Annotated in this window: 14 protein-coding genes; 4 read left to right on the top strand and 10 right to left on the bottom strand. The window is 60.8% G+C overall.

The window, feature by feature from the left end:
- Positions 1 to 41: 41 nt before the first annotated feature.
- The gene (gene aspS / locus VHX65_13655; protein HEX3999593.1) at positions 42 to 1,805 is read right to left on the bottom strand and encodes an aspartate--tRNA ligase; all 1,764 of its coding nucleotides are present in this window, start codon (positions 1,803 to 1,805) and stop codon (positions 42 to 44) included.
- 151 nt (positions 1,806 to 1,956) lie between these two features.
- Complete coding sequence (locus tag VHX65_13650; protein ID HEX3999592.1) at positions 1,957 to 2,580, bottom strand: phospholipase D family protein; 624 nt, start codon at positions 2,578 to 2,580, stop codon at positions 1,957 to 1,959.
- 303 nt (positions 2,581 to 2,883) lie between these two features.
- Here VHX65_13650 and VHX65_13645 point away from each other — a divergent pair, with 303 nt between their 5' ends.
- From VHX65_13645 to VHX65_13630, 4 genes are all read left to right on the top strand, one after another.
- Positions 2,884 to 4,098: an argininosuccinate synthase gene (locus tag VHX65_13645; GenBank protein HEX3999591.1), complete on the top strand. Its 1,215-nt coding sequence runs from the start codon at positions 2,884 to 2,886 to the stop codon at positions 4,096 to 4,098.
- Between the two features lie 38 nt (positions 4,099 to 4,136).
- The gene (locus VHX65_13640) at positions 4,137 to 5,762 is read left to right on the top strand and encodes an ABC transporter permease subunit (protein ID HEX3999590.1); all 1,626 of its coding nucleotides are present in this window, start codon (positions 4,137 to 4,139) and stop codon (positions 5,760 to 5,762) included.
- A gap of 296 nt (positions 5,763 to 6,058) precedes the next feature.
- Positions 6,059 to 7,054, top strand: coding sequence for a hypothetical protein (locus tag VHX65_13635; GenBank protein ID HEX3999589.1), 996 nt, complete (start codon positions 6,059 to 6,061; stop codon positions 7,052 to 7,054).
- 16 nt (positions 7,055 to 7,070) lie between these two features.
- Complete coding sequence (locus tag VHX65_13630) at positions 7,071 to 7,523, top strand: type II secretion system protein GspG (protein ID HEX3999588.1); 453 nt, start codon at positions 7,071 to 7,073, stop codon at positions 7,521 to 7,523.
- A 66-nt stretch (positions 7,524 to 7,589) separates the two neighbouring features.
- On the opposite strand, the gene VHX65_13625 is transcribed toward VHX65_13630, so the two are convergent.
- From VHX65_13625 to VHX65_13590, 8 genes are all read right to left on the bottom strand, one after another.
- On the bottom strand, positions 7,590 to 7,943 hold the full coding sequence (locus tag VHX65_13625) for a hypothetical protein (GenBank protein ID HEX3999587.1): 354 nt from the start codon (positions 7,941 to 7,943) through the stop codon (positions 7,590 to 7,592).
- Between the two features lie 61 nt (positions 7,944 to 8,004).
- Entirely contained in the window at positions 8,005 to 10,167 is a 2,163-nt protein-coding gene (locus VHX65_13620; GenBank protein HEX3999586.1) for a PDZ domain-containing protein, read from the bottom strand.
- A 133-nt stretch (positions 10,168 to 10,300) separates the two neighbouring features.
- On the bottom strand, positions 10,301 to 11,392 hold the full coding sequence (locus VHX65_13615; GenBank protein ID HEX3999585.1) for a S1C family serine protease: 1,092 nt from the start codon (positions 11,390 to 11,392) through the stop codon (positions 10,301 to 10,303).
- A gap of 44 nt (positions 11,393 to 11,436) precedes the next feature.
- Entirely contained in the window at positions 11,437 to 13,326 is a 1,890-nt protein-coding gene (locus tag VHX65_13610; GenBank protein HEX3999584.1) for a trypsin-like peptidase domain-containing protein, read from the bottom strand.
- The gene (locus VHX65_13605) at positions 13,323 to 14,570 is read right to left on the bottom strand and encodes an NPCBM/NEW2 domain-containing protein (protein HEX3999583.1); all 1,248 of its coding nucleotides are present in this window, start codon (positions 14,568 to 14,570) and stop codon (positions 13,323 to 13,325) included. The genes VHX65_13610 and VHX65_13605 overlap by 4 nt, the downstream gene beginning before the upstream one ends.
- Positions 14,571 to 14,652: 82 nt before the next feature.
- Positions 14,653 to 15,861: a hypothetical protein gene (locus VHX65_13600; protein ID HEX3999582.1), complete on the bottom strand. Its 1,209-nt coding sequence runs from the start codon at positions 15,859 to 15,861 to the stop codon at positions 14,653 to 14,655.
- Between the two features lie 190 nt (positions 15,862 to 16,051).
- Positions 16,052 to 18,100 carry a hypothetical protein gene (locus tag VHX65_13595; GenBank protein HEX3999581.1) on the bottom strand — a complete coding sequence of 683 codons (2,049 nt, stop codon included), beginning with the start codon at positions 18,098 to 18,100 and terminating at the stop codon, positions 16,052 to 16,054.
- A 305-nt stretch (positions 18,101 to 18,405) separates the two neighbouring features.
- Positions 18,406 to 20,772 carry a hypothetical protein gene (locus tag VHX65_13590; protein ID HEX3999580.1) on the bottom strand — a complete coding sequence of 789 codons (2,367 nt, stop codon included), beginning with the start codon at positions 20,770 to 20,772 and terminating at the stop codon, positions 18,406 to 18,408.
- Between the last annotated feature and the right edge of the window lie 25 nt (positions 20,773 to 20,797).

Genomic DNA, 20,797 nt, shown 5'->3' with positions numbered 1-20,797 from the left:
TCCGCCGTCTCCGCGACTCCGCGTGAATCGTTTTCTTCTTCTTACTGCAATTTGATCCCCAATTCCTTTAGCTGCCGCGGATCGACCGCGCCGGGCGCTTCGGTCATCAGGTCGGTGGCCTTTTGCGTTTTCGGGAATGCCATGCAGTCGCGGATATTCGTCAGGCCGGCGAAGAGCATCACCCAGCGGTCGATGCCCAGCGCGATGCCGCCATGCGGCGGAGCGCCGTATTGCAAAGCATCCAGCAAGAAGCCAAACCGCTCGCGGGCGGTCGGCCGGTCGATGCCCAACAGGCCGAACACTTGCTGCTGCATTTCCGGGTCGTGAATTCGGATCGTGCCGCCGCCAGCCTCGGAGCCATTGATCACCAGGTCGTAGGCCTGAGCGCGGCATTTGCCGGCGTCGGTGGCAAGAAGCGCGTCGTCTTGCGGCCGGCAGGCCGTGAACGGGTGATGCATTGCGGCCCAGCGTTTTTCCTCTTCGTCGTAAGCAAACATCGGGAACTCGACGATCCAGGAAAAATGCATCGCCCGCGGGTCGTAGAGTTTTAATTCTTCGCCGAATCGTTTCCGCAGCCCGTACAGCGCCTTGCAGGTCACCTCGAACGTGTCGGCGACGATCAGCAGCAAATCGCCCGGCTCGGCCTGCATGCGGTCGGCGATTTTGGCCAAAAGCTCGGGGGCAAAGTTTTTGGCGATCGGCGAGGCCAACGTGCGGCCTTCCTCGACTTTGAACCAAGCCAAGCCCTTCGCTCCGGAGTTTTGCATCACCTGGGCGGTCAGATCGTCGATATTCTTGCGAGAATAATTCGCCGCCGCCCCCTTGGCGTTCACCCCGCGCACTCGGCCGCCGCCATCCGCAGCCCCGCGAAATACGCGGAATTCGGTTTGCTTTGCCAAATCGGTGAGATCGCTAAGTTCCATGCCGAAGCGCAAATCGGGCGCATCGTGGCCGAATCGCTCCATCGCTTCGTCGTAGGTCATGCGCTTGAGCGGCAACTTAACGTCCAGGCCCAACACATCGCGGGCGATCCGCTCGACAAGGCCATCGATGATGCCGATCACGTCGTCGGAGTCGACAAACGACATCTCCAGGTCCAACTGCGTGAATTCCGGCTGGCGATCGGCCCGCAGATCTTCGTCGCGGAAGCAGCGGGCGACCTGCACATAGCGATCGTAGCCCGCCACCATCAGAATCTGCTTGTACAACTGCGGCGATTGCGGCAGCGCGTAGAAACTGCCGTGTTGAATGCGGCTCGGCACGAGATAGTCGCGGGCCCCCTCGGGCGTGCTGCGGCCGAGCATCGGCGTTTCAATCTCGAGAAAGCCGTGCTCGTCGAAATAATCGCGCATGCCTTTGATGATTCGATGCCGCAGCGTCAGGATTCGCTGCATGTCGGGGCGGCGAAGATCGATGTAGCGATGTTTGAGGCGGATCTCTTCGCCCGGCAGTTCTTCGCTGCCGGGTTGAAACGGCGGCGTCGCGCTTTGGTTCAACACCACAACCTTGCGGCAATGCAACTCGATCTCGCCGGTTGCCAGCTTCGGATTGACCGTTCCTTCCGGCCGATGCGCCACGACCCCGCTTACAAGCACGACAAACTCGGCCCGTAGCGAGCGCGCGATGTCGATATTCGCCTGCCCGGCATCGGGATCGAACACGACTTGCGTCTTGCCATAGCGATCGCGCAGATCGACGAAGATCACGCCCTTGTGATCCCGGGTTTTATCGACCCAGCCGCAAAGCGTCACGGTCTGTCCGACGTCGGAGCCTCGCAATTGGCCGCAGGTATGGGTTCGTAACATTAGGGGCGAGGGGCTAGGGGCGAGGGACGAGTGGAAATCGACGACAAGCCGCGCACGAAAAAAGCAGGGGGAACGCACCTACAAGCAAGGACACTCGGCCGCGGGTTGTGTTCGCCGCGCTGATCGAGGTGGCCGATTCGATGGGATCATACTAGAAGCGTACCCTGGTTGTCTTCCCCTCGTTTCTCGTCCCTAACCCCTCGCCCCTAAACGTCACCGAGTGGCCGAGGTGGTGCTCGAAATTCTGCTGATACGCGGCGTAGAGCTTGGAGCGGTCGTGGAGGATCAACAAGTTCTCGGCATTGCTGTGTTCGGCGGCGGTGGTGAAATTGAAGCTGCCGGTGATGATCGTCCGGCCGTCGATCAGGATGATCTTGTTGTGGGCAATCTTGTGCTTGTCGTCGACAAAGGTCGGGATGCCGGCTCCCGCCACTTCGTCGGCAAGCGAGTGTTCCTTGAGCTCGCTTTTATCAAGCACGATCGTCACCTTCACACCGCGACGGTGGGCTTCGATGAGCGCCTCGGCGATCGGGTGCGACGTGAACGAATAGGCCTGCACCATGATTTCGTGCTGCGCCTGCTCGATTTCCGCGACCACCGCGTCGGTGCAACCGCCGCGCGGCGAGAAATAGCAGGAAATGCCATCTTCCCGCGCGGCGGGGGCCGCGGCAGGCGTGCCAACGCCCGACAATCCGCCGCTGCCGGCGGCATAGCCGATCGAAAAGGCGATGGCCACCAACACCGCGGCCGCGAATAAATAAGGTTGACGATTCATGGCCGGCATTCTATCTGCCCCCGGCTACCCTGTCAGCGCGGAGATTGATGTTTGCCCTTCCCGCCGGGCCATGCCGGGGGCGGAGCCGCAACCAACGTAGCAGGCACACTCCGTGTGCCTGCTACAATAGCCATGCGCACGCAACGCCGTCGGCATGACGCCTGCCCGCTCCCGCGTTTTCCTCTCGAGCGTGTTCCAAATCTTTCTCTCCGGCGGCTCCGCGCCTCCGCGTGAGACCGTATAATCGTCTGAATTCAAATCAGGAACCGGTGCACAATCGAATCAATCAACCGGGAGCATTCCATGCCAAGCTGCGTGTTGGCGTATTCGGGCGGATTAGACACCTCGGTCATCCTCGGCTGGCTGCGCGACGAGGGATACGATGTGCATGCCGTGTATGTCGATCTCGGGCAGCCGTGCGAAGATCGCGAGGCAATTCTGGCCAAAGCCCGGCAATGCGGAGCGGCCTCGGCCCGGATCGTCGATGCCCAGGAAGAACTCTGCCGCGATTTCGCCTTTCCCGTTCTGCAGTGGCAGGCCAAATACGAAGGGCTCTATCTGCTCGGCACCTCGATCGCCCGGCCGCTGATTTCGAAGGTTTGCTTGCAGGTCGCCCGGGAAATGCGGGCCGATGCTTATGCCCATGGCGCGACGGGCAAGGGAAACGATCAGTGCCGCTTTCAGCTTGCCGCCGAAGCGCTCGATCCGGCGGTGCACGTGATTGCGCCGTGGCGGATCGAAAAATTTCGCTCGCGGTTTCCCGGCCGCAAGGAAATGATCGAGTATTGCAATGAACGCAAAATTCCGGTCAAAGCGTCGGCCGCCAAGCCGTATAGCTCCGATGAAAACTGCTTGCACATCAGCTACGAGGCCGGCAAGCTCGAAGACCTTTCGACCAACGGATTGGAACTGGTCGATTTCGGCATGACCGTCTCGCCGCAGCAGGCGCCCGACAAGCCGGAATCGCTGGCGATCGGCTTCGAATCGGGAGTGCCCACGACGATCGACGGCCGGCGCTATAGCGCCATCGAAATGGTTCGCCAGTTGAACAAGATCGGCGGCCGCAACGGCATCGGCCGGATCGACATGGTCGAGAACCGCTTCGTGGGGATGAAAAGCCGCGGCGTGTATGAAGCTCCCGGAATGACATTGCTCTACGCCGCCCATCTCCTGGTGGAGCAGCTCACGCTCGACCGCGATCTTGTTCATCTGCGCGATCGGCTCTCGCCGGAAGTGGCCGAGATGGTGTACTACGGATTTTGGTACACGGCCAAGATGGACGCTCTTTTGGCGTTCATTCGCCAGGCGCAGCGGCCAGTGAACGGCGAAGTGCGGCTGAATTTGTACAAGGGCAACATCATGGTCGCCTCGCGGCAAAGCGCCAACAGCCTCTACGACGCCGCCGTGGCCAGCATGGAAGCCGGCGGCTCGTACAACCAAACCGACGCCGAAGGATTTTTAAGAATCCAGGGATTGCCACTCCGAGTACAAGGTAGAGTGACGCCGCGGGAATACTAGACGTGACCACGTCGCTGTTGCCGTGAGGGGCACCCCCGATGTATCTCTTCGAAAATCCCGTTTTGCAACGCGAATTGCTTGTCAATTTGCGCACGCGGCGGGCCATGCTGTTGCTCGTGGGCTACAACCTCGCGCTGGGCATCCTGGTGTTTCTTGCTTGGCCGCAGCAGCGGCACGTCGATCTTTCGCAAGGATCGGACGAGGCCAAGAGCCTGATCAATCTGTTTTTCTTGGGGCAATACGTGCTCGCGTCGCTGATGGCCCCCAGCTTTGCCGCCGGGTCGATCACCGGCGAAAAAGAGCGCAAAACGTATGAAATGCTGCTGGCCAGCCCGTTGCGGCCGGCGGCGGTCGTGCTAGGAAAACTGTTTGCCTCGCTGGCGCATCTGGCGGTGCTGATTTTTTCGTCGCTGCCGATCGTGATGCTCTGTTTGCCGCTGGGGGGCGTGTCGCTGTATGAAGTGTTGGCGGCCTATCTGGCGCTGATGTTTTCCGTCGCGCTGTACGGAATGATCAGCGTCGCCTGCAGCAGCTATTTCCGGCGGACTTCCTCGGCGCTCGTGGTTTCATACCTCGTGATTCTGCCGCTGGCAATCGTGGCGGTGCTGTTGTGGAATGCGATGGGGCAGGCGGGCGAGTTTCGCTTGATCGCCACCGTGACGGTCATTCCGGCCCTGTTCGGCTTCATCTGCGTGGCATTGTTTGCGCAAACCGCCGCCCGGCTGTTGCACCCACCCGACGTCGGCAGCGAGGGAAACGAAGTCGTCGATCTAGAGGAAGAAGAGCAACATGCCGTCGGACTTGTGATCCATGCCGATCAATTTCCCGACCGGCTGCTCGTGCCGGCGCCGCGGACGACGCTCTTGCCCGACGGCGTGAATCCCGTGTTCGACAAGGAATTGCGGAGCGAGATTTTTAGCCAGGGCACGCTGATGCTCCGCGTGGTGATCATGGTGAGCACGGTGCTGGCGATGCCGCTCATGGCATGGCTGTTGTATATCAAAGTTTATCTTGCGCCGTGGTATATCGCCTATGTGTTGCTGTTCAACGTGCTGGTCGGCCCGGTCTTTTCGGCCGGCAGTATCACCGGCGAGCGCGAACGGCAAACGCTCGAAATGCTTTTGACGACGATGATCAGCCCCGGCAAGATTTTGTGGGGCAAGCTGTTTTCGGGCCTGCGTGTTTCGACCGTGCTGACGGCTTTCGTCGCTTGGCCGTTGCTCTGCTCGTACGCCATGGGCTCATTCGGCTGGAACAATTTTTGGGCCCCGCCGGCCTATTTCGGCATCATCCTGATGACCTGCCTGACGACGTCCGTGGTGGCGATGTTTTGCTCGGTGCTGTGCCGGAAAACGTCGGTCAGCCTGATGACCAGCTACCTGCTGATTGGCACGCTCTTCTGCCTGCCGCTGGCCCTGCGGTTTTTCACCGAGACATATTACCCCGGCAGCCATACGGCCCAATGGATCGAGTCGATCCAGCGAATCAGCCCGCTCAGCGCGGCTTTCAACACGCCGCTGCAATTCCATGTGCCGGACATGACCGATCGCGGCGGCCCTTGGACGGCCTATTTCACTTACCTCGGCTTCACGGCGGTCCTGGACACGTTCCTCCTAGCCGCGATCTACGGACTGTTCCAGACCCGCTGGCGTGTGGCGGAATAGGCGTATGGGAAGTTCAAGGAGACTCAATGACCACCTCAAAAAGACCGACTGAAGTTTGAATGGCGGCGTTTCCTCTGCAACCGCCATTTGCTCCGCGCCATTTCGAGGCAACCCACGTTTGGATCGACCTTGCACGAAGCCCTAAACGGAGTAGAATCCGGCTCGGCGGACGCGGAAGACTTTGCCCATTTTGAATAAACTTCCGTCGATAACCAGACGCGCGCGAAGGTCGCGTTCCGGGCGTGCTTCGCGCTGCGAATCGAACGATGGCTGTTCCGAATTCGAGGAGTATGGACATGGCAATTTGCCTCAAAATTTGCCTGCGGCAGAAAATCTCGACGACGCTGGTCGCAATGGCATTCGCAATCAGCTTGGTTCATGCGCGACAATCGCGAGCACAGGATTTCATCCCCGGCTCGGGCCGCCGGGTGATGGAAGTCGGCGACGATTTCGAAGCCCCGAAGTGGAACTACATCGCCAATCTGCCCAAGAGCAGCCAAAACATCGATGGCCAGGAGCGGTTGCCCGGCGGAGTGGCGGCCAACGGCCGATGGTTCGAGCCGATGATGCGCGGGGCGCCGGATATCGTGCGGCTCGTGCAAACCCCGCCCGGCGGCATCGCTGGAAGCAAGGGCGCGATGCTGATGCAAACGCTCTGGTCGGGCGTGCCTGGGCGGCCGAGCTTCAAGCCGCAGCAAGATGATTTCGTCGCCGACGTGGCGTCGAAAATCGGCATGACCCCCGTTTCTCGCTGGCCGAGCGTCGTGGTGAAGGTCTATTTGCCGCCGTTCGACAAATGGGAAAAGCGCACCGGCAACTCGTTCGGCTATCGCGCCTGCTGCCATGCAACGAAGACCAGCTATAGCTGGGGCCGGCGGACGATGAAGGATGATATCTACTGGCCCGGCATGTTCATCTGCTTCTATAGCAAGGCCGACTCGGGCCAGAAGGAAGATTCGGCCCAATTCATCATTCGCGCCAACGAGATGGGCCAGGATGTCGCCGGGCCGCGGATCACCAAGCCGGGCTGGTATTCGCTCGGCATGTCGTTCGGGCCGAACGGCCAGGTGAACTATTACATTCACGAAGGAGTCGAGAACTTCACGGCGAAAGACCATGTTGCATCGTATTTCGCCTATAGCAGCAAATGCGAGCAATTCGAAAGCTTTTTCTTCGACCTCGTGAACATGGACGATGGCCACAGTTGGTCGACGCAGTGGATCGTCGACGATGCATTCATGTACATCGCCGACGGCACCTCAACGGCGAGCACCAGCGGCCGCCGGCAATAGGCGGAGTTTCCATCCAGTGAATGACAAGGTGGCGATGCGCAGCCCATCGAGCCTTCGAATCCTCTTATTGCTCGCCACGCTCGTCGTGGCCGGATGCGAATCGCTTTCCGCATCGCTCGTCGATCGAGTGCCGCCAAGGGCGCTTACCGAATCGACGGAGCGGGTTCTCAAACGGAGAATTCTAAAATACGCTCGGCAGCATGACCGCTTGCCGCCGGACCTGGCGGCACTCGATGAAATGCCTGGCTACGACAACGACACGACCGACGCGTGGGGCAATCCGATCCTCTATACGGTCGGCAGCGACGGATCGGTGACGCTTACGAGCTTCGGCAGCGACGGCAAGCCCGGCGGAACCGGCGATGCCGCCGATATAATCAATCGCTTCGCACCGAAGCAAGCCGATGGAACCTGGTCCGACGAACTCGTCGACTGGCTGCCGGACGACACGGCCGCGCCGAAGAAGTAATTCAAGGTCCAACGGCAAAGACCGTTCTAGCCCGCATTAGCGGTTTGCCAACGTCTAGCAGCGATATCACACATCTCGCGATTGGCTTCGTTTGCGGGTTGGCGATCGGCGTGCGGTGCGGCGGCGCTTGCCTCGCGGCTGCAATAGCCAACCGGCTGCGGCGATAATCGGCACCAGTGCGAACAGCCAACGCCAGCGATAGGCCGCCAGCGCCGTGCAACATATTGCCGGAAATAGCCAGCCGGGCAATTTAACCAGCTCGGGATAGGCCAGCCAAAGCAGCGAGCACACCACGCCGAGCCGCAAAGAGGATGCCTCGCACTCGATTGCCGGTGCGCTCGTCGCACCGCCCATCGTCAGCCCGATGCCGATCGCAAGAAGGGCAAAGGCCATTAGGCCGATCACAGTGCGCTTTTCCATGGGACGAATGGCCGCCGCTCGCGGTTTTCAACGCATCGCTGCAGCTATAGGGGCAGCCGGTCTACAGTCGGTCCAACGAATCGATCCAACGCCCGACTTCAGTCAACTCGGCAGCCGAAAGAGCACGCCCGGCGGGGCCGAGATCCAGGAGCGTGACCGGGTATTTTTCCTCCCGCAACGCTTCGATCGATGCTTCGATCTGCGAATTGGCAGTCGATTTTTCGGAGCGCGCGATGTAATAGGCCAGCCGCTCGACTGGATCGTTCGGCGCCACCTGGCTGCCGGCGGGAATGGCCGCGTCGATGGCGACCACGCCTCGAACCCAATCGCGATTGTTCTGCGCGAACAAATACGACATCGCGCCTCCTCCCTCCTGGCCGGCAACGACGATCCGATTCCGGTCGATGCGGTATTTCGCCACGACTTCGTCGAGCATTTTGCGGATGAAGTTCAATTCGGTTCGCTGCCATCGGGCCGGATCGTTGCTTTTGGGCGCAAGCAGAATCAGATCGTGCCGAGCGCAAACATCCTTCCAAGCGGCAACGAGTTCGTCTTCCTTGTAGCTTCCCGGGGCATGGAGCCAGATCACGACACCGCAAGCGACTTGTGGATTGTAGTTTTCCGGCACGTACGCTATGCACTTATTCGGCGATTCCGGCACGCGGATCGGCACGATCCCCAACTTCGGCTTCGGATCGGCGGCGGTCGGCGGCTCGCCGTGGGCGGGCGGCAACTCGGGCGGCGATGCTTCCGGCAGAGCGGCGAATTGCACATCGAATTCATGCGTTTCGGCGCCGCGATGGAAAGTGACATGCGTTTTCTCGTGGGCCGAGAACGAAGCCAGCTCGGCGAGCGCTTCGTCGAGGTTGGCCACCGGCTTGCCGGCGATGCCGGTCAGCCGGTCGCCCGCCTTCACGCCCGCTTTCGCGGCAGGGCTGTCGGGATAGACAAACCGCACGGCGACGCCGAGATCGTCTACGGCCTTCTCGGTCGGCGCCTTTGCTGCCGGCGTTTTGTCGGAGGCTTCCTTATCGGCTGGCGCTGTGTCCGTGGTTTTGTTTTCGGCGGGCTTGCTTTCGGCTGGCTTTTTCTCCGCCGGCGATTTGATCGCAAACGGCCGCATCGGCAGAATGCCGAGGAACGGGTGTGCATAGGTGTTCAACTTGTCGACCAGTTCGACGGTCCTTTCAATGCGATCCTTGCCGCGAAGCACGACCACGCGCACTTTGTCTCCGCCGTAGTGCGGGCCGAGCAAATGCTTGAGCTGCACCTGGGTCGCCACCGGGTGGCCGTCGATTTCCACCACCGTGTCCTTCGCCTTGAAGCCGGCCTCGTAGGCGGGCGACTTCGGCTGCACGGCCGCGATCTCGGCCGGATCGGCGAACATATCGCCGCGCTTCATGCTGATGCCCAGCAGGCCCGAGCCGAGATCCTCCCCTTTTTCGAGCCGCGGCAAGACACGATTGATATCCTCGAGCGGCACGGCAAAGCCGATCCCCGAGTCGTACCATTCGACGCCCGCCAATTCGTTGTTGGCCATGGGAGACATCGGCACAAGCACGCCGAACACCCGGCCGCGAATATCCACGAGCGGGCCGCCGTAGTTGTTCGGCGAAACCTTGGCGTCGGTCTGGATGGCTTTGCCCCAAATGCGATTCAGGGCGCTGATAATGCCGACCGACAAGCTTGGCTTGACGCCGTCGTAGGTGCGGCCGAGGGCGAGCGCCCATTGGCCGACCGCCATTTCCGACTTGGCCACGGCCGCCGGCACGACGAGCTTTTTGCCCTCCGGCATCTTCACCTTCAACAGCACCAGCATTCGGCTATGATCGGTGGCCACGATCTTTGCCGGCAATCGCGTTTTATCGTCGAGCTGGATCAGTGTTTCTGCCGGTTTCTGCACGAAGTTAAATGCACTGGAAATGATGTATCCGTCGGGCGAAACGGCCACGCCTGAGGTCGGCCCCGTGCCGATGAGCAAGGCGCCGACGTGTTCCAAGCCGCCGATCGTTTCGATTTTCACGACCGAGGGGGCGACGCGATCCACGGCCGCTTTGAACGCGTCTTGCTCGTGGAGCGAGAGGTCCTCGTCGGCGCGGGCAGTAGCCGCCGTAGCGGCGAACAAAACCAGGCAGGCCAGCGCGAGGCAAACGGCCAGCGGCCCGGTGCGGCTAGAGCGCTTCCGTCGCGACAATTTGCAGTTCGATAATTCGAGTTTCGACATCAGTTGCAACCGTTTTCTTTGATCGCCGCGACCTCGCGGCAGGTGGCACGATCTTGAAACTCAGGTTTCAAGCTTCGCATGGCGCGGGGAAAATTCAGCCAAGGGACGGAGCGGCGCCGGTCGTCTCGGCAAGTCATTGTCCTTGCGGCTGGCCCGACTTGACCTGTACCTCGAGCAAATCATTGCCGCGCATTAGCGTAAGGCGCACTTCCGCGTCGGCTTCGAGTTGGCTCAGTTCCTTCTGCACCGCGGCGCACGATTGCACCACCTGCGAATCGACCAGGAGGATCAGGTCGTCGGGATGAATGCCGGCCGAAGCGGCGGGCGAACCCGCGCGAACGTCGTCGACAAACGGGGGCGTGCGGTCCAATACGTTCGGAATCAACACCAGACCGAGCCGATCCAGCGTGAGCGGGTTGTCGGGCTTCTTGGGCTTGGCTTCTTTCGTGTTCGCCGGGTTCTTGCCGTTGCGAATGGCCTCAATCGACGAAGCGAGTTCGGCAGTCGGAATCGCGAAATTCAGCCAGACATTGTTCCGCGCGTTGCGAAGTTCCTTGCCGAGCACGCCGAGCAAGTTTCCTTGCAGGTCGGTCAACGCTCCGCCGGCCGCGCCGGGGTTGTTCGTCATGGCGTCGAGAGCATAGATTGGGCCTTGATAGGGAGTCTCGTAGGCGCCGCGGCGGGCATCGAGCGTGGTGACCGCGGCAATCGTGCCGTGCAATACGCTTGCCGGCTCTTCGCCCGTCGCCACTCCGAATAAATTGCTGAACGCCAAGACGCGCGTACCTTCAGCGGCGGGCATCGGCTTCGAAAGATCAAAAAATGGCAAATCGCCCGCCTCGATCTTAAGCACCGCCAATTCCAATCGGGGATCGGCGCCGACCAATTTGCTCGTGAATTTTCGGCCGTCGTCGAGAATCACTGTCACATCGTCGGTGTCGAGCACATGGCTCCAGGCCGTGAGAACGAAGCCGTCGGAGGAGATCAAGAATCCGCTTTGATAATCGGCCAAACCCGGCATGCCGCCGCTGCCGAAGATTTTCACGATCTTCGGCTCGACGGATGCGACTGTACGAGCGAACGACGTGTTTTCCGCCGCAGCGGCGATTGGGGGCGTGGCGGGGGCTAAGACGGCAATCGCCATCGCCGCCAGCATGGCCGATGAAATTGGCAGCCGAAATATCCGGTTCACGCGCGAAACCGCAAGCGAGCTTCGGCGCTTCATCGGATGGCTGGCTGGGTGCAATCGGTTGTTATCGTGCGTCGCGATCATTTGCCGGTCCCCTTCTGCAAATCGTATTTCGTGACGTTGAACAGATTGAACACATTGTCGCCGTAGCGCACCTCGAAGCGATAGGGCAGGAAATGTCCGTTCGACTCGCGATAGTCGCTGAAATAGACTTCGCACGGGTCGGAATCGGTCTGGGGATACATTTCCATCGCCAACAGGGTGCCGTCGGTCGCATCGAACATGAATTGGCAATCGACGCCGCCGGTCGTTGCGAACAAGACGTCGACCCATCGCTCGCGACCTTCCAGCGGCATGGTGCCGAGGTAGGTCACTTCGCCGAAATGGCTCGGGCCGCCGATTTGGAATTTCCGCCAGAGGTGCATCGCGGCCAGCAAGCCTCCACTGCCCGGCGGGTTCAGCACGTCGCCAAGGCTATCGGTAATCTCGAGCTTGGTGTCGCCGAGCGGCAATGCCATCGACACTTCCTTGTCGAGCAATTTGGCGCTGAACGCGCCGCCCGCGGCCAGATCGCCCGAAAAACTCCATGGCCCATTGAGCGTGGAAAAATCGCCCCGGGAGAGATCGGCTTTCCACACGCGATCGCGATTCAGCTTGTTGTAAAAGTAGTTTGCAAAACCGTGCCGCGGCACGTAGCGCTTCTTCACATCTTCGGGAAGCGGCTTCACCATGTGAAATAGTTTTGCAATCGGCTCGGGCAAAGGCGACGGTTCGTCGGGCTGGCCTTTTGGCCCTTGCTTGGAACCTTTCTTCTTTGGCTCAGGACCCTTCGGTTCGTCTCCCTTCGGTTTCGACGGCTGCAGGCGCGGCATTTGCGGCTCATCCATCAACTCCGCCAATTCATCTTCGTGATGCACGCCGCGCAAGCGGACCATCGTGTCGTAGGTTTTTCCGTCGCGGCGGTAGCTCAGCGGCACACGCCAACCCTTGGGAAAGATGCCCAGAATATTCTTCAACGAATTCGCCGAACGAATATCGCGGCCGGCGAACCGCAAAATCTCATCGTCGACCCGCAAGCCACGGCGATAGGCGTCAGAATTCTCCAGAATGTCGGATACGGTGACACGCCCATCCTCGCCGGTGCTCACCGTCGCGCCGAGCGTCGCATGGTCGACCACTCGCCCGCTCTTCAGCCAGCCGATGAAGTTTCGCAATTGATTGCCCGAGATGGCGTAGCCGACGCCGACATTCACGCGCCCCCGCTTCTCGAACGATCCGCGGCCGTTGATGCCGATCAATTGACCGCGGGCATTGAAGAGCGGACCGCCCGAGTTGCCGGGATTGATTGCGGCATCGACTTGAAGGCAATCGGCGTATTCCAGCAGGGTGCCATCGGGATATTGATAACGATGCGTTCCCGACACGATGCCGTAGGCGATCGACGGGTGAAAGTCGGTCGCCAAGAGAAAAGGATTGCCGGCGGTGAAGCACCAATCGCCGGCGTGCATCTGGTCGCTGTCGCCAAGCTCGGCGGCGGGAAAATCATCGCGCCCGAGCAGTTGGATCATTGCCAAATCGCCGGTCGGATCGACGCCGACGATCACCGCATCGTAGAGCTTGCCATCCGACAGGCCACATTTCATCGCCGTGCCCGCTTCACGGGTGACGTGGAAGTTCGTCAGTGCGTAGCCTTCGGGAGAGATGAGCACGCCGGATCCGCCACCTTGCCCCTCCTTGGCGAAAATGCAGACCACCGAGGGCGTGACTTTCGCCACGGCCGCGACCCGCGCCGCCTCGGCTTTTAGCACCGCTTCGTCGGGCTCGGGGCTCGCCGCCGCGGAGGGCATTGCGGAAATGGAGATCAACGCCGCGGACAGGACGGCGACAGTTTTCGCAGCGAGAATTTTCAGGTTGATCGGTCGCCGCGCTCGGTTCGCGCGATGCTTCGAAATCGGATACCGCTCGATCATTTCACAATCCTTGCGTCGCCTAGGTCGAGATAATCGCCCACGTCCGCTCCCCCGCCGAAATCGGCCACGATCCGAAGTCGCTTCACGCCAGACACATCCAGATTCAAATCCACCGGTGCGCCTCGGCCGCTGATCTTGCCGCTGTACAAATTCTTGCCATCCCCTTCGATCGTGAGCTGCACGCCCCCGGTCGCGTGCACCGAGTCGTCGATCCCGGCCGTAGCGCGGAACTGCCGCCCAAGACCGGCAATCTTGTATTCTAAGACGGTGCGAGCGGCGATTGCCACACCCTTGCGATAGGTTTTGCTGTCGATCGACAGCTTGCCACCGTCGAGGGCCCGATCGAACCGCGGCTTGTAAAACTGCGAAATCGCGTCGATCTGCTTGCCGAAATCCAAGAGCGGCGTCCATTCGGCGGAATTCAAAGGCAGATCGCTGACATACACCATGCGGCTAGGCGAGAAATCGATCGAACGCACCGCTTCCAGCGGCCAATCGAGCGTGACGCCAAAGGTGGTTACGACCGACAGATGGCCTGCGGCCAGATCGACCTGTGTGGCATTTACCTTCCAACCCGCCTTGTTCTCGACGATGGCCAAGGCATGCGAAGGGGAAGCGGCTTGGCCCGAATGGAAATACACCAGGCCGACCACCCTGGTCCGTTTGACCGGAATGACGTCTCCTTCGAGCGAGAAGCGCACGGTGTCGGCAGTTATGTCGCCAACGATCCCTTCGGCCAGATCGACTGCGTCTTTCTTCTGCAAGATGATCAAGTCGCCGGCGGCATCTTTCGGCAACTCGGGCCACACGACCGGTTTCGATGCCGAGATGAACTCGACGCGATGGATGGATTTGGTGGGCACGGCGATCGAATCGCCGCCGACCAGCTTGAGCCGGGCCGTGCCTTTGGTCACTTCATATCCGAAGCCAAACAAACGCCCGCCGTCGACCGTTTCGACCACGACGGTTGGCGGTTCAGGCGGCTTCGATTTCGAAGCGTTTGCTGTCGATTTGTCGGATAGAACCGATCCGGCGGACGAGTTCGTGGCCTGATTCTCAACCGCCCCGACGAACCGCACCTCGGAGAGCTTGAGCGCGTGGTCGCCGCTTGAATCATGAACCACGACTTGCTGGGCATCCAGTCGCACGAGCGTGCCGGCGACCGTCGTGCCACCGATCGAGTCGACCTGGAATTGCGGGGCTTCGACGGCCAGCAATGCGGCGATCAGGATCAAAGGGCCCATTCGGCAACAATCTTTCGGAAGGAGGTCGTCCGCTTGGCGGAGCCAGGGTTTCGTGACTTTGCCGGCCGGCTATTTGCCGCGGCTATCGCCCGGAGCCGCTATCGGCTGGGATGGCGTCGCCGGGGTCATTGCTGCCGGGGTCATTGCTGCCGGGGTTATCGCCGGCAACGCGGCGGAAGTATTGCTCGATGACATTTCGGTAGTGCGACGGGAATTCTTCACCAATGTCTTGCAGCGCTTCGGCCCGTTCCTTCGGCTTCAAATCACCCCAGCCACTATGATTGCCGATGTCTTTCTTGGCCACCTCGCCCTTGGCCGGCGGCCCGTGCGGCAGCATGCTGTCCTGGGCCGGGCTGCGCGACTGATGGCCGTTCGGATTGCCGCTGCTCGATGCGCTTTCTTGCTCCTCCTGCTCCTTCTCCTTCTGCTCGATCAATTTGTCGAGCGACGCGATGATGCCGTCTTCCTCGGTGCGGACCTTCTTGCCGGCCCGGGCCAAATCGAGGCGATTCTCAACGTCGTGCATCCGGCGGTCGATATGATCCAGCGATTCGTCCTTGAGCGCGCTGAGATCGGTTTGCATCAGCGATGCCAGTTCGGCGTAGCGGCGTGGAATCTCATTCTTGCGCTCCAGCAGTTTGCCGATGGCTTGCAGACCGGGCTGCTTTTTCAACAGCCAGTGGTAGGTCACGCCTTGATAGAACAGCAGCGAGGCCGGGTCGACCACGTCGGTCGTTTTCAGAGTCGAAAGCTGCTCGAGTGCCTCGTCGTAGAGTTTTTCCTGAGCCAGCCAGCGGCCATACCAAAGCCGCAAATTGTTCCGCACGATCGCGGGAGTCTTGTCGTCGGTCAGCAGCGGGAAATCAGGCAGCTTTTTGATCTCGTGCGGCTTGGAGCAAAGCTCCAACAGCGGCTTGGATCGCGGCTCGACTTCGGCAATCGTTTTCACGACCCGCTCGAGCATCTCGCCGGCTGCCGGCGCGGGCGACTCCGGCCAAAGCGACTTCACGATCGAATCGCGCTTCGCCGCGTCGATCTTCTTGCCGTCGATCTTGGCGTCGTCGAGCCACTTGAGAACATCGGCGCGAACTGCTTTGGCCGTCGGTTGGGTCCAGGTCGGGTCTTTCGTGAATTCGTCGGCGCTGTCGGCAGCAAGGGCGGAACCCGCGAGGATCGCCAGCCAACCGACGAGCAATGCCATGATGGCGGCGGGACGAATCGCCGAATGGCGCGGCAGGCCAAAGGCCAGACCGGCATGGCAACTGTTTCGCTCGCTAGATTCCTGTCGCACGGTATCCTCCTTGTGGCGGCTGAAACCGGGCAACGCAGGCCGCGACGATTTCAACCCTGTTATTCTACCCACATAACATGGAAACTGTCACTAGTTTACGTTGAAGAAAGCACCGTCTGGCTTGAGGCTGTGAGGTACGGGCCGGCATGAACTTGCTTGGCCTCACAGCCTCAAAGTCTCAAAGCCCTTGTTAATGATTCTTGCCGACGACGATGTCGTGCGTCACCTCGTGGATGCGGTCTTCGCGCTCGCTAAGGTGCTTGAGGGCCTCGATTAGATCGGGCCGATCGGCTTGTTCGGCGTCTCCCTCGAGGAGCTTGGAATAGCGCTTGGTGCGGGTGTTGACGCGCACCTGCAGAGCCCGGATCATCTTCAACTCGGCGATCTGGTCCACGAGCGGATCCTCTTGCTGGCCGCCACCTCCCTTGCCGGACTTTCCTTTCTTAGCCTTATGGTCCTTCTGGGCCTTTTGCAGGGCGAGGATCGTTTCCTGGAGGGCGGCGATGATGTCTTGCTCGACACCTTGGGTGATCGGCTCGACCTTGAGTGCGGCCAGCCGATCGGCCACTTGCTGCATGTCGTCGCGCATTTCATCGACGGCCTCGGGAAAGGCCACGGCCGAGCCTTCCTCGTGCAACAGGTTCAGCGCTCGATCGGCTTCGACGACGATGGCCGATTCGTTGCGGCTGAGCCGGCCACACTCGACTTCCTCATCATGGCCGCGATCGGTCGGCGGAATCTTGTCGACGCGGACGGTGCCTTCGTAGACCTCGATTTGCAGGGCGAGCATGTGGCGGAAGCGGCCCTCGAGCTGGGCCAGCACGCGCTCGACTTCTTCCTCGCGCATCTGGCGGAGGATTTTTTCCAACTCGGCTTTGGCGACTTTTAGTTCTTCGACGGCCTTGGCCTGCTCTTCGGCGGCGTCTTTGCGCTTCGCTTCTTCGAGATGCTTTTGTGCTTTGCGCATTCGATCTTCGGCAGCCTGAAGGCGCTGGCGGGCCGGGCTCGCTTCCTCGGCCGGCGGGCTTCCGTCGGGGGGCTTTTGTTGGCCACCCTCCTGACCTTGACCCTGACCTTGACCCTGACCCTGACCCTGTCCCTGACCTTGACCCTGACCTTGACCCTGACCCTGACCCTGACCCTGACCTTGACCCTGACCCTGACCCTGACCTTGACCCTGACCTTGACCCTGACCTTGACCTTGACCCTGACCTTGACCCTGACCTTGACCCTGACCTTGTCCGTTTGACTTACCGGATTTGTCGCTTGGTTTTGCGCTATTCTTGTCGCCGGACTTCGATCCGTTTTTGTCGCCAGATTTATCGCCCGACTTGCTTCCCGACTTGCTTCCCGACTCATCGCCGGATTTATCGCCGGATTTATCGCCGCTCTTGTCGCTCGATTTGTCGCCGCTCTTATCGCCCGATTTGTCGGCCGACTTACTGCCGCTCTTATCGCCTGATTTATCGCCGTTCTTATCGCCTGATTTATTGCCCGATTTATCGCCGTTGTTGTCTCCCGGCTTTCCACCATTCTTGGAGTCGCTTCGTTCGGGGCTATCGGCGCTCTTGGGTTCGAGCTTGCGAATATCGTTGCCGACGTCTTTCGCCTTGTCGGCTTCTTTGCCTTGCCGTTCGGCGAGTTGTTTCAAGTCGCCATCGCCTTCGGTTTCGCCGTGCATGCCTTCCTGTTCCTTGATCATCTTGTCGATCCGGCCCAGGATATTGTGAATCAACTCGCGCTCGCTTTTGTCTCGTTTCGCGGCATCGCCGCTTTGCAACAACTCGAGTAACCGGTTCAAATCCTGCTGCACCTGGACCTGGCCTTTCGTGGCCGAGTAGAGTTGGTCCTTGGCCAGTTGCTTGACCAATTCGTCGAACTGGTCGTCGATCAAGCGCGACCGGCTTTCGGCAAACGCTTGCCGCAGCAGAGCGGCCTGCTTGGGATCGGTTGTGGCGATGAGTTCGGCGAGCCGGCCGAATGTCTTTTCGAGCTTGTTGTATTTCTCCGCCAGTTTTGCTTGTTCGGCATCGAGCTTCTCGCCGGTTGCTGGCGAGGCTTTCGCACCCGAAGATTTCGCGTCGGCCGGCTTGACACCTGGCGCCTTCGCATCCACTGCTTTCGTGTCGGCCGGCTTGGCGTCCGTTTTGGCCGGAGGATCGGCCAAAAGGGCTCGCGCCGAGAGCCAGAAGCCGGCAGAGAGGATTGCCAACGCGAGGATTGCGAAGCGAGTTTTCATAACCGATGCTCCTGGCATTTTGAATCAGCGCGTTTTAAACGGGTGCATTCGATATGGCGACCGCCGACGGCCACGTTCCATCGCCATTTAGTCGCCTCGGACGATCGAAAAGTTCTCTGGATCCGGCACTTTGCCCTTCGTGAATTTCCCCAAACGCTTTTGCCGGCGTCAAAGGACGGCCTCCACCTTTCGGGCCGCCGTCCTCGCTAACGCTTCGGGCTATAATTCATGCTTTTCAAAGGAACATTAGCCCGATGCGTTCGCGACGGACGGACCTCTCAAGCGGACCGATTTTCGTGCAGCCCTTAATCGTTCAACTGCAACGCATTTTCCTTTTGTTTCTTGAGCGTGTGCTGGTGCAACGTTTTTTCCGCCTCGATCAGGTCGCGCAGCTGCTCGACGACCTCGTTGAACGATTCCAATTCGAGCATCTTGCCGAGCACCTGGTGCATGGCTGCCAGAACCGCGTCGGCCTGGGCAACCGCTTCGTCGCGGCGCGCCTTGGCCACGGTCGGGTCGGCCAGCACGGCATCGAGCTTGCGCAACCGAGTTTCCAGGTCGGGAAACATCTTCGCGGCAATTTGCCGTAGTGGGTCGCCGATCTGATCCTTCAGGCGATATTCGAGCTCGGGAGTGTCGACGCGGTTGTTGGTCAATTCGTCGCGGATGTCGTCGAAGGAAATGGCCAGGCTCAGCGTTTCGCTGGCCGACTGCTCGGTGTTGGCCACGGATTGCTGCACGACCACCGGCGGGGCCGACAGGCCGTGACTGGCCTCGGGCGCATCGCCGGGTTCGCTGCCGGCACTGGCCGGCTTGGAATGCGCGGCGGGGGCGTCGCCCGGTTCGGCCCCGGCGTCGGCCAGAGCAAAGGGTGAGGCAGAACCCTGCCTCGATGCCGATTTTTTTGCGCCTGCGGGCGCCTTTGCCGGAGAGGGCGTGGCGGTGGCCGGCTTTTTCCCCGGCGGGGCGAATTCGAGCCGTGCCACGCGATCTCGCGTGATCGTCACATCCTGCACCACCGATTCCAGCCGCATCCGCAGCGTCAGTTCGCGGGCTTCGAGGATCGAAAGCAATTGCTCCGGGGGGACCACGGCAAGCTGGAATTTCTCGCCGGGTCCGAGGTTGGGCGTCTTGCCGAGCGTGCAGTTGTCTTCGGCGTCTACGGATATGGTGAGTTGCTCGCCAACTTTCAAGCCGCGGTCTTTCAGATCCAGGGCTTCGTTCGATTCGCGATCGAAATGAATCGTCGTGCGATCGCGGGGAGCGGTCGTCAGCGGCACTTTCACGGCCGACGCGTCTTCCAATACTGCCGATTTGTATTCATACCACAGTTTCGCCACGCCGTAGTCGTCGGTTACGTCGCCCTCGAGCGGCAATCGGGCATTCGGCGTTATTGCCGAACCGATTCCCCGCAAATGCACGGCAACGCGCGGCGGCTCATCGGGCCGGGCCGTCAGCCCAAGCCGGATCGGCTCGCGATTATGAATCCCATCCACGTCGAACAGCGTGAACAGCAGCGTTTGCGTGTCGTCCAGCCGATCGATGCTGTACGAGAAATGACGACGATCGGATTTTCCCTCGAACCGCAATTTCGCCAGTGGCTCGGCCTTGTCGGCCGCCAGTCGCTGGATCGACGCTTCCACCAGATCCTTATTGGCCGTGGCGTGGACCATTACCCGGCTTCCTTGCGGCACATCGAGCGAGCGGGCCGGCAAATCGCGCGGCAACATGCGTGTGTAGGCCGGATACTCACAGTGCACCATCAGTTCGATCGTCGGCACGTCCACCACGTCGATTCGATAATCGCGCAGCGAGGCGTCGCCGCCGAAGATGTCGAACGTGCGCGAGGAAAGGATGCCGCGGAAGGTGAACGAATAGGGCTGAAATTTATCGTCCGATCCGGCCACGCCAACGCGGCTCATGTTCTCCCGGCTGCGGCCTTCTTCCGTGCGATAGCGGATTTGCAGCGCGTCGGGCACGTCGAATTGCGTGTCGGCCTTGGCAACGACCGCCAGATCGGAGCCCTTGGCCACGACGACTCGCCGCTCAGGATTGTCGAACCCTTCGATCGATAGGTGCACGCGCCGCGGCCAAAGGACATCGGACCCTCGCAGGCGATCGCCGAACGTGGCCAGGGCCGTCGGCGCGAGCCACGCGAAAAGCCCGACCGACACGATCGCCAACGCCGCCCCGGCGAGGCTGCGCATCAGCGGCCCACGGCGAAACACTTCGGCCAGCCGCACGCCCGCGGTGCGGCGGATGGCGGCGTGCTCGGCGGCGGCCAGCATTTGCGGGTGGAACGCCGAAGCATGGCCCGGTTGCTCGGTCAGCTCGACCGTGGTCAGAAGGCTTTCGTCGAATTCGCGGAATCGCCGCTCCAGCACGAGGGCCAGATTGTGGTCGGCAATCGGCAGCCAAAGACGGCGAAAAATGAAGCGATACAGGACGTAGAGCAATCCGATCCCGGCAAGCCCGACGAGCCCATACCGAAACCACACCGGCGGCTCCATCGACCAATCGAGGGCCAGGGCGACCCAAAATGCGATGCCTAGCCACGCCACGCCGCGGGCCAGCCCCTCGGCGCAAACGTAGGCAAAGATGCGGCGGCGCAAACCGGCCAACATCGACACGATTTGCGGCGCCAATCTTGGAGAGCGAACTTCTGTTGCCATGCGTTTTTTGCGTTTTGCGTTTTGC

It is taken from the genome of Pirellulales bacterium, from assembly GCA_036267355.1.
In the GTDB taxonomy this organism is placed as follows: Bacteria; Planctomycetota; Planctomycetia; order Pirellulales; family DATAWG01; genus DATAWG01.
Note: the sequence above shows the minus strand (reverse complement) of the source record. Positions and strands in the feature narration are given on the sequence as shown.

Coding starts and splice junctions, on each gene's coding strand:
- aspS (HEX3999593.1), bottom strand. CDS start 1,805: ATGTTACGAACCCATACCTGCGGCCAATTGCGAGGCTCCGACGTCGGA.
- VHX65_13650 (HEX3999592.1), bottom strand. CDS start 2,580: ATGAATCGTCAACCTTATTTATTCGCGGCCGCGGTGTTGGTGGCCATC.
- VHX65_13645 (HEX3999591.1), top strand. CDS start 2,884: ATGCCAAGCTGCGTGTTGGCGTATTCGGGCGGATTAGACACCTCGGTC.
- VHX65_13640 (HEX3999590.1), top strand. CDS start 4,137: ATGTATCTCTTCGAAAATCCCGTTTTGCAACGCGAATTGCTTGTCAAT.
- VHX65_13635 (HEX3999589.1), top strand. CDS start 6,059: ATGGCAATTTGCCTCAAAATTTGCCTGCGGCAGAAAATCTCGACGACG.
- VHX65_13625 (HEX3999587.1), bottom strand. CDS start 7,943: ATGGAAAAGCGCACTGTGATCGGCCTAATGGCCTTTGCCCTTCTTGCG.
- VHX65_13620 (HEX3999586.1), bottom strand. CDS start 10,167: ATGTCGAAACTCGAATTATCGAACTGCAAATTGTCGCGACGGAAGCGC.
- VHX65_13615 (HEX3999585.1), bottom strand. CDS start 11,392: ATGAAGCGCCGAAGCTCGCTTGCGGTTTCGCGCGTGAACCGGATATTT.
- VHX65_13610 (HEX3999584.1), bottom strand. CDS start 13,326: ATGATCGAGCGGTATCCGATTTCGAAGCATCGCGCGAACCGAGCGCGG.
- VHX65_13605 (HEX3999583.1), bottom strand. CDS start 14,570: ATGGGCCCTTTGATCCTGATCGCCGCATTGCTGGCCGTCGAAGCCCCG.
- VHX65_13595 (HEX3999581.1), bottom strand. CDS start 18,100: ATGAAAACTCGCTTCGCAATCCTCGCGTTGGCAATCCTCTCTGCCGGC.
- VHX65_13590 (HEX3999580.1), bottom strand. CDS start 20,772: ATGGCAACAGAAGTTCGCTCTCCAAGATTGGCGCCGCAAATCGTGTCG.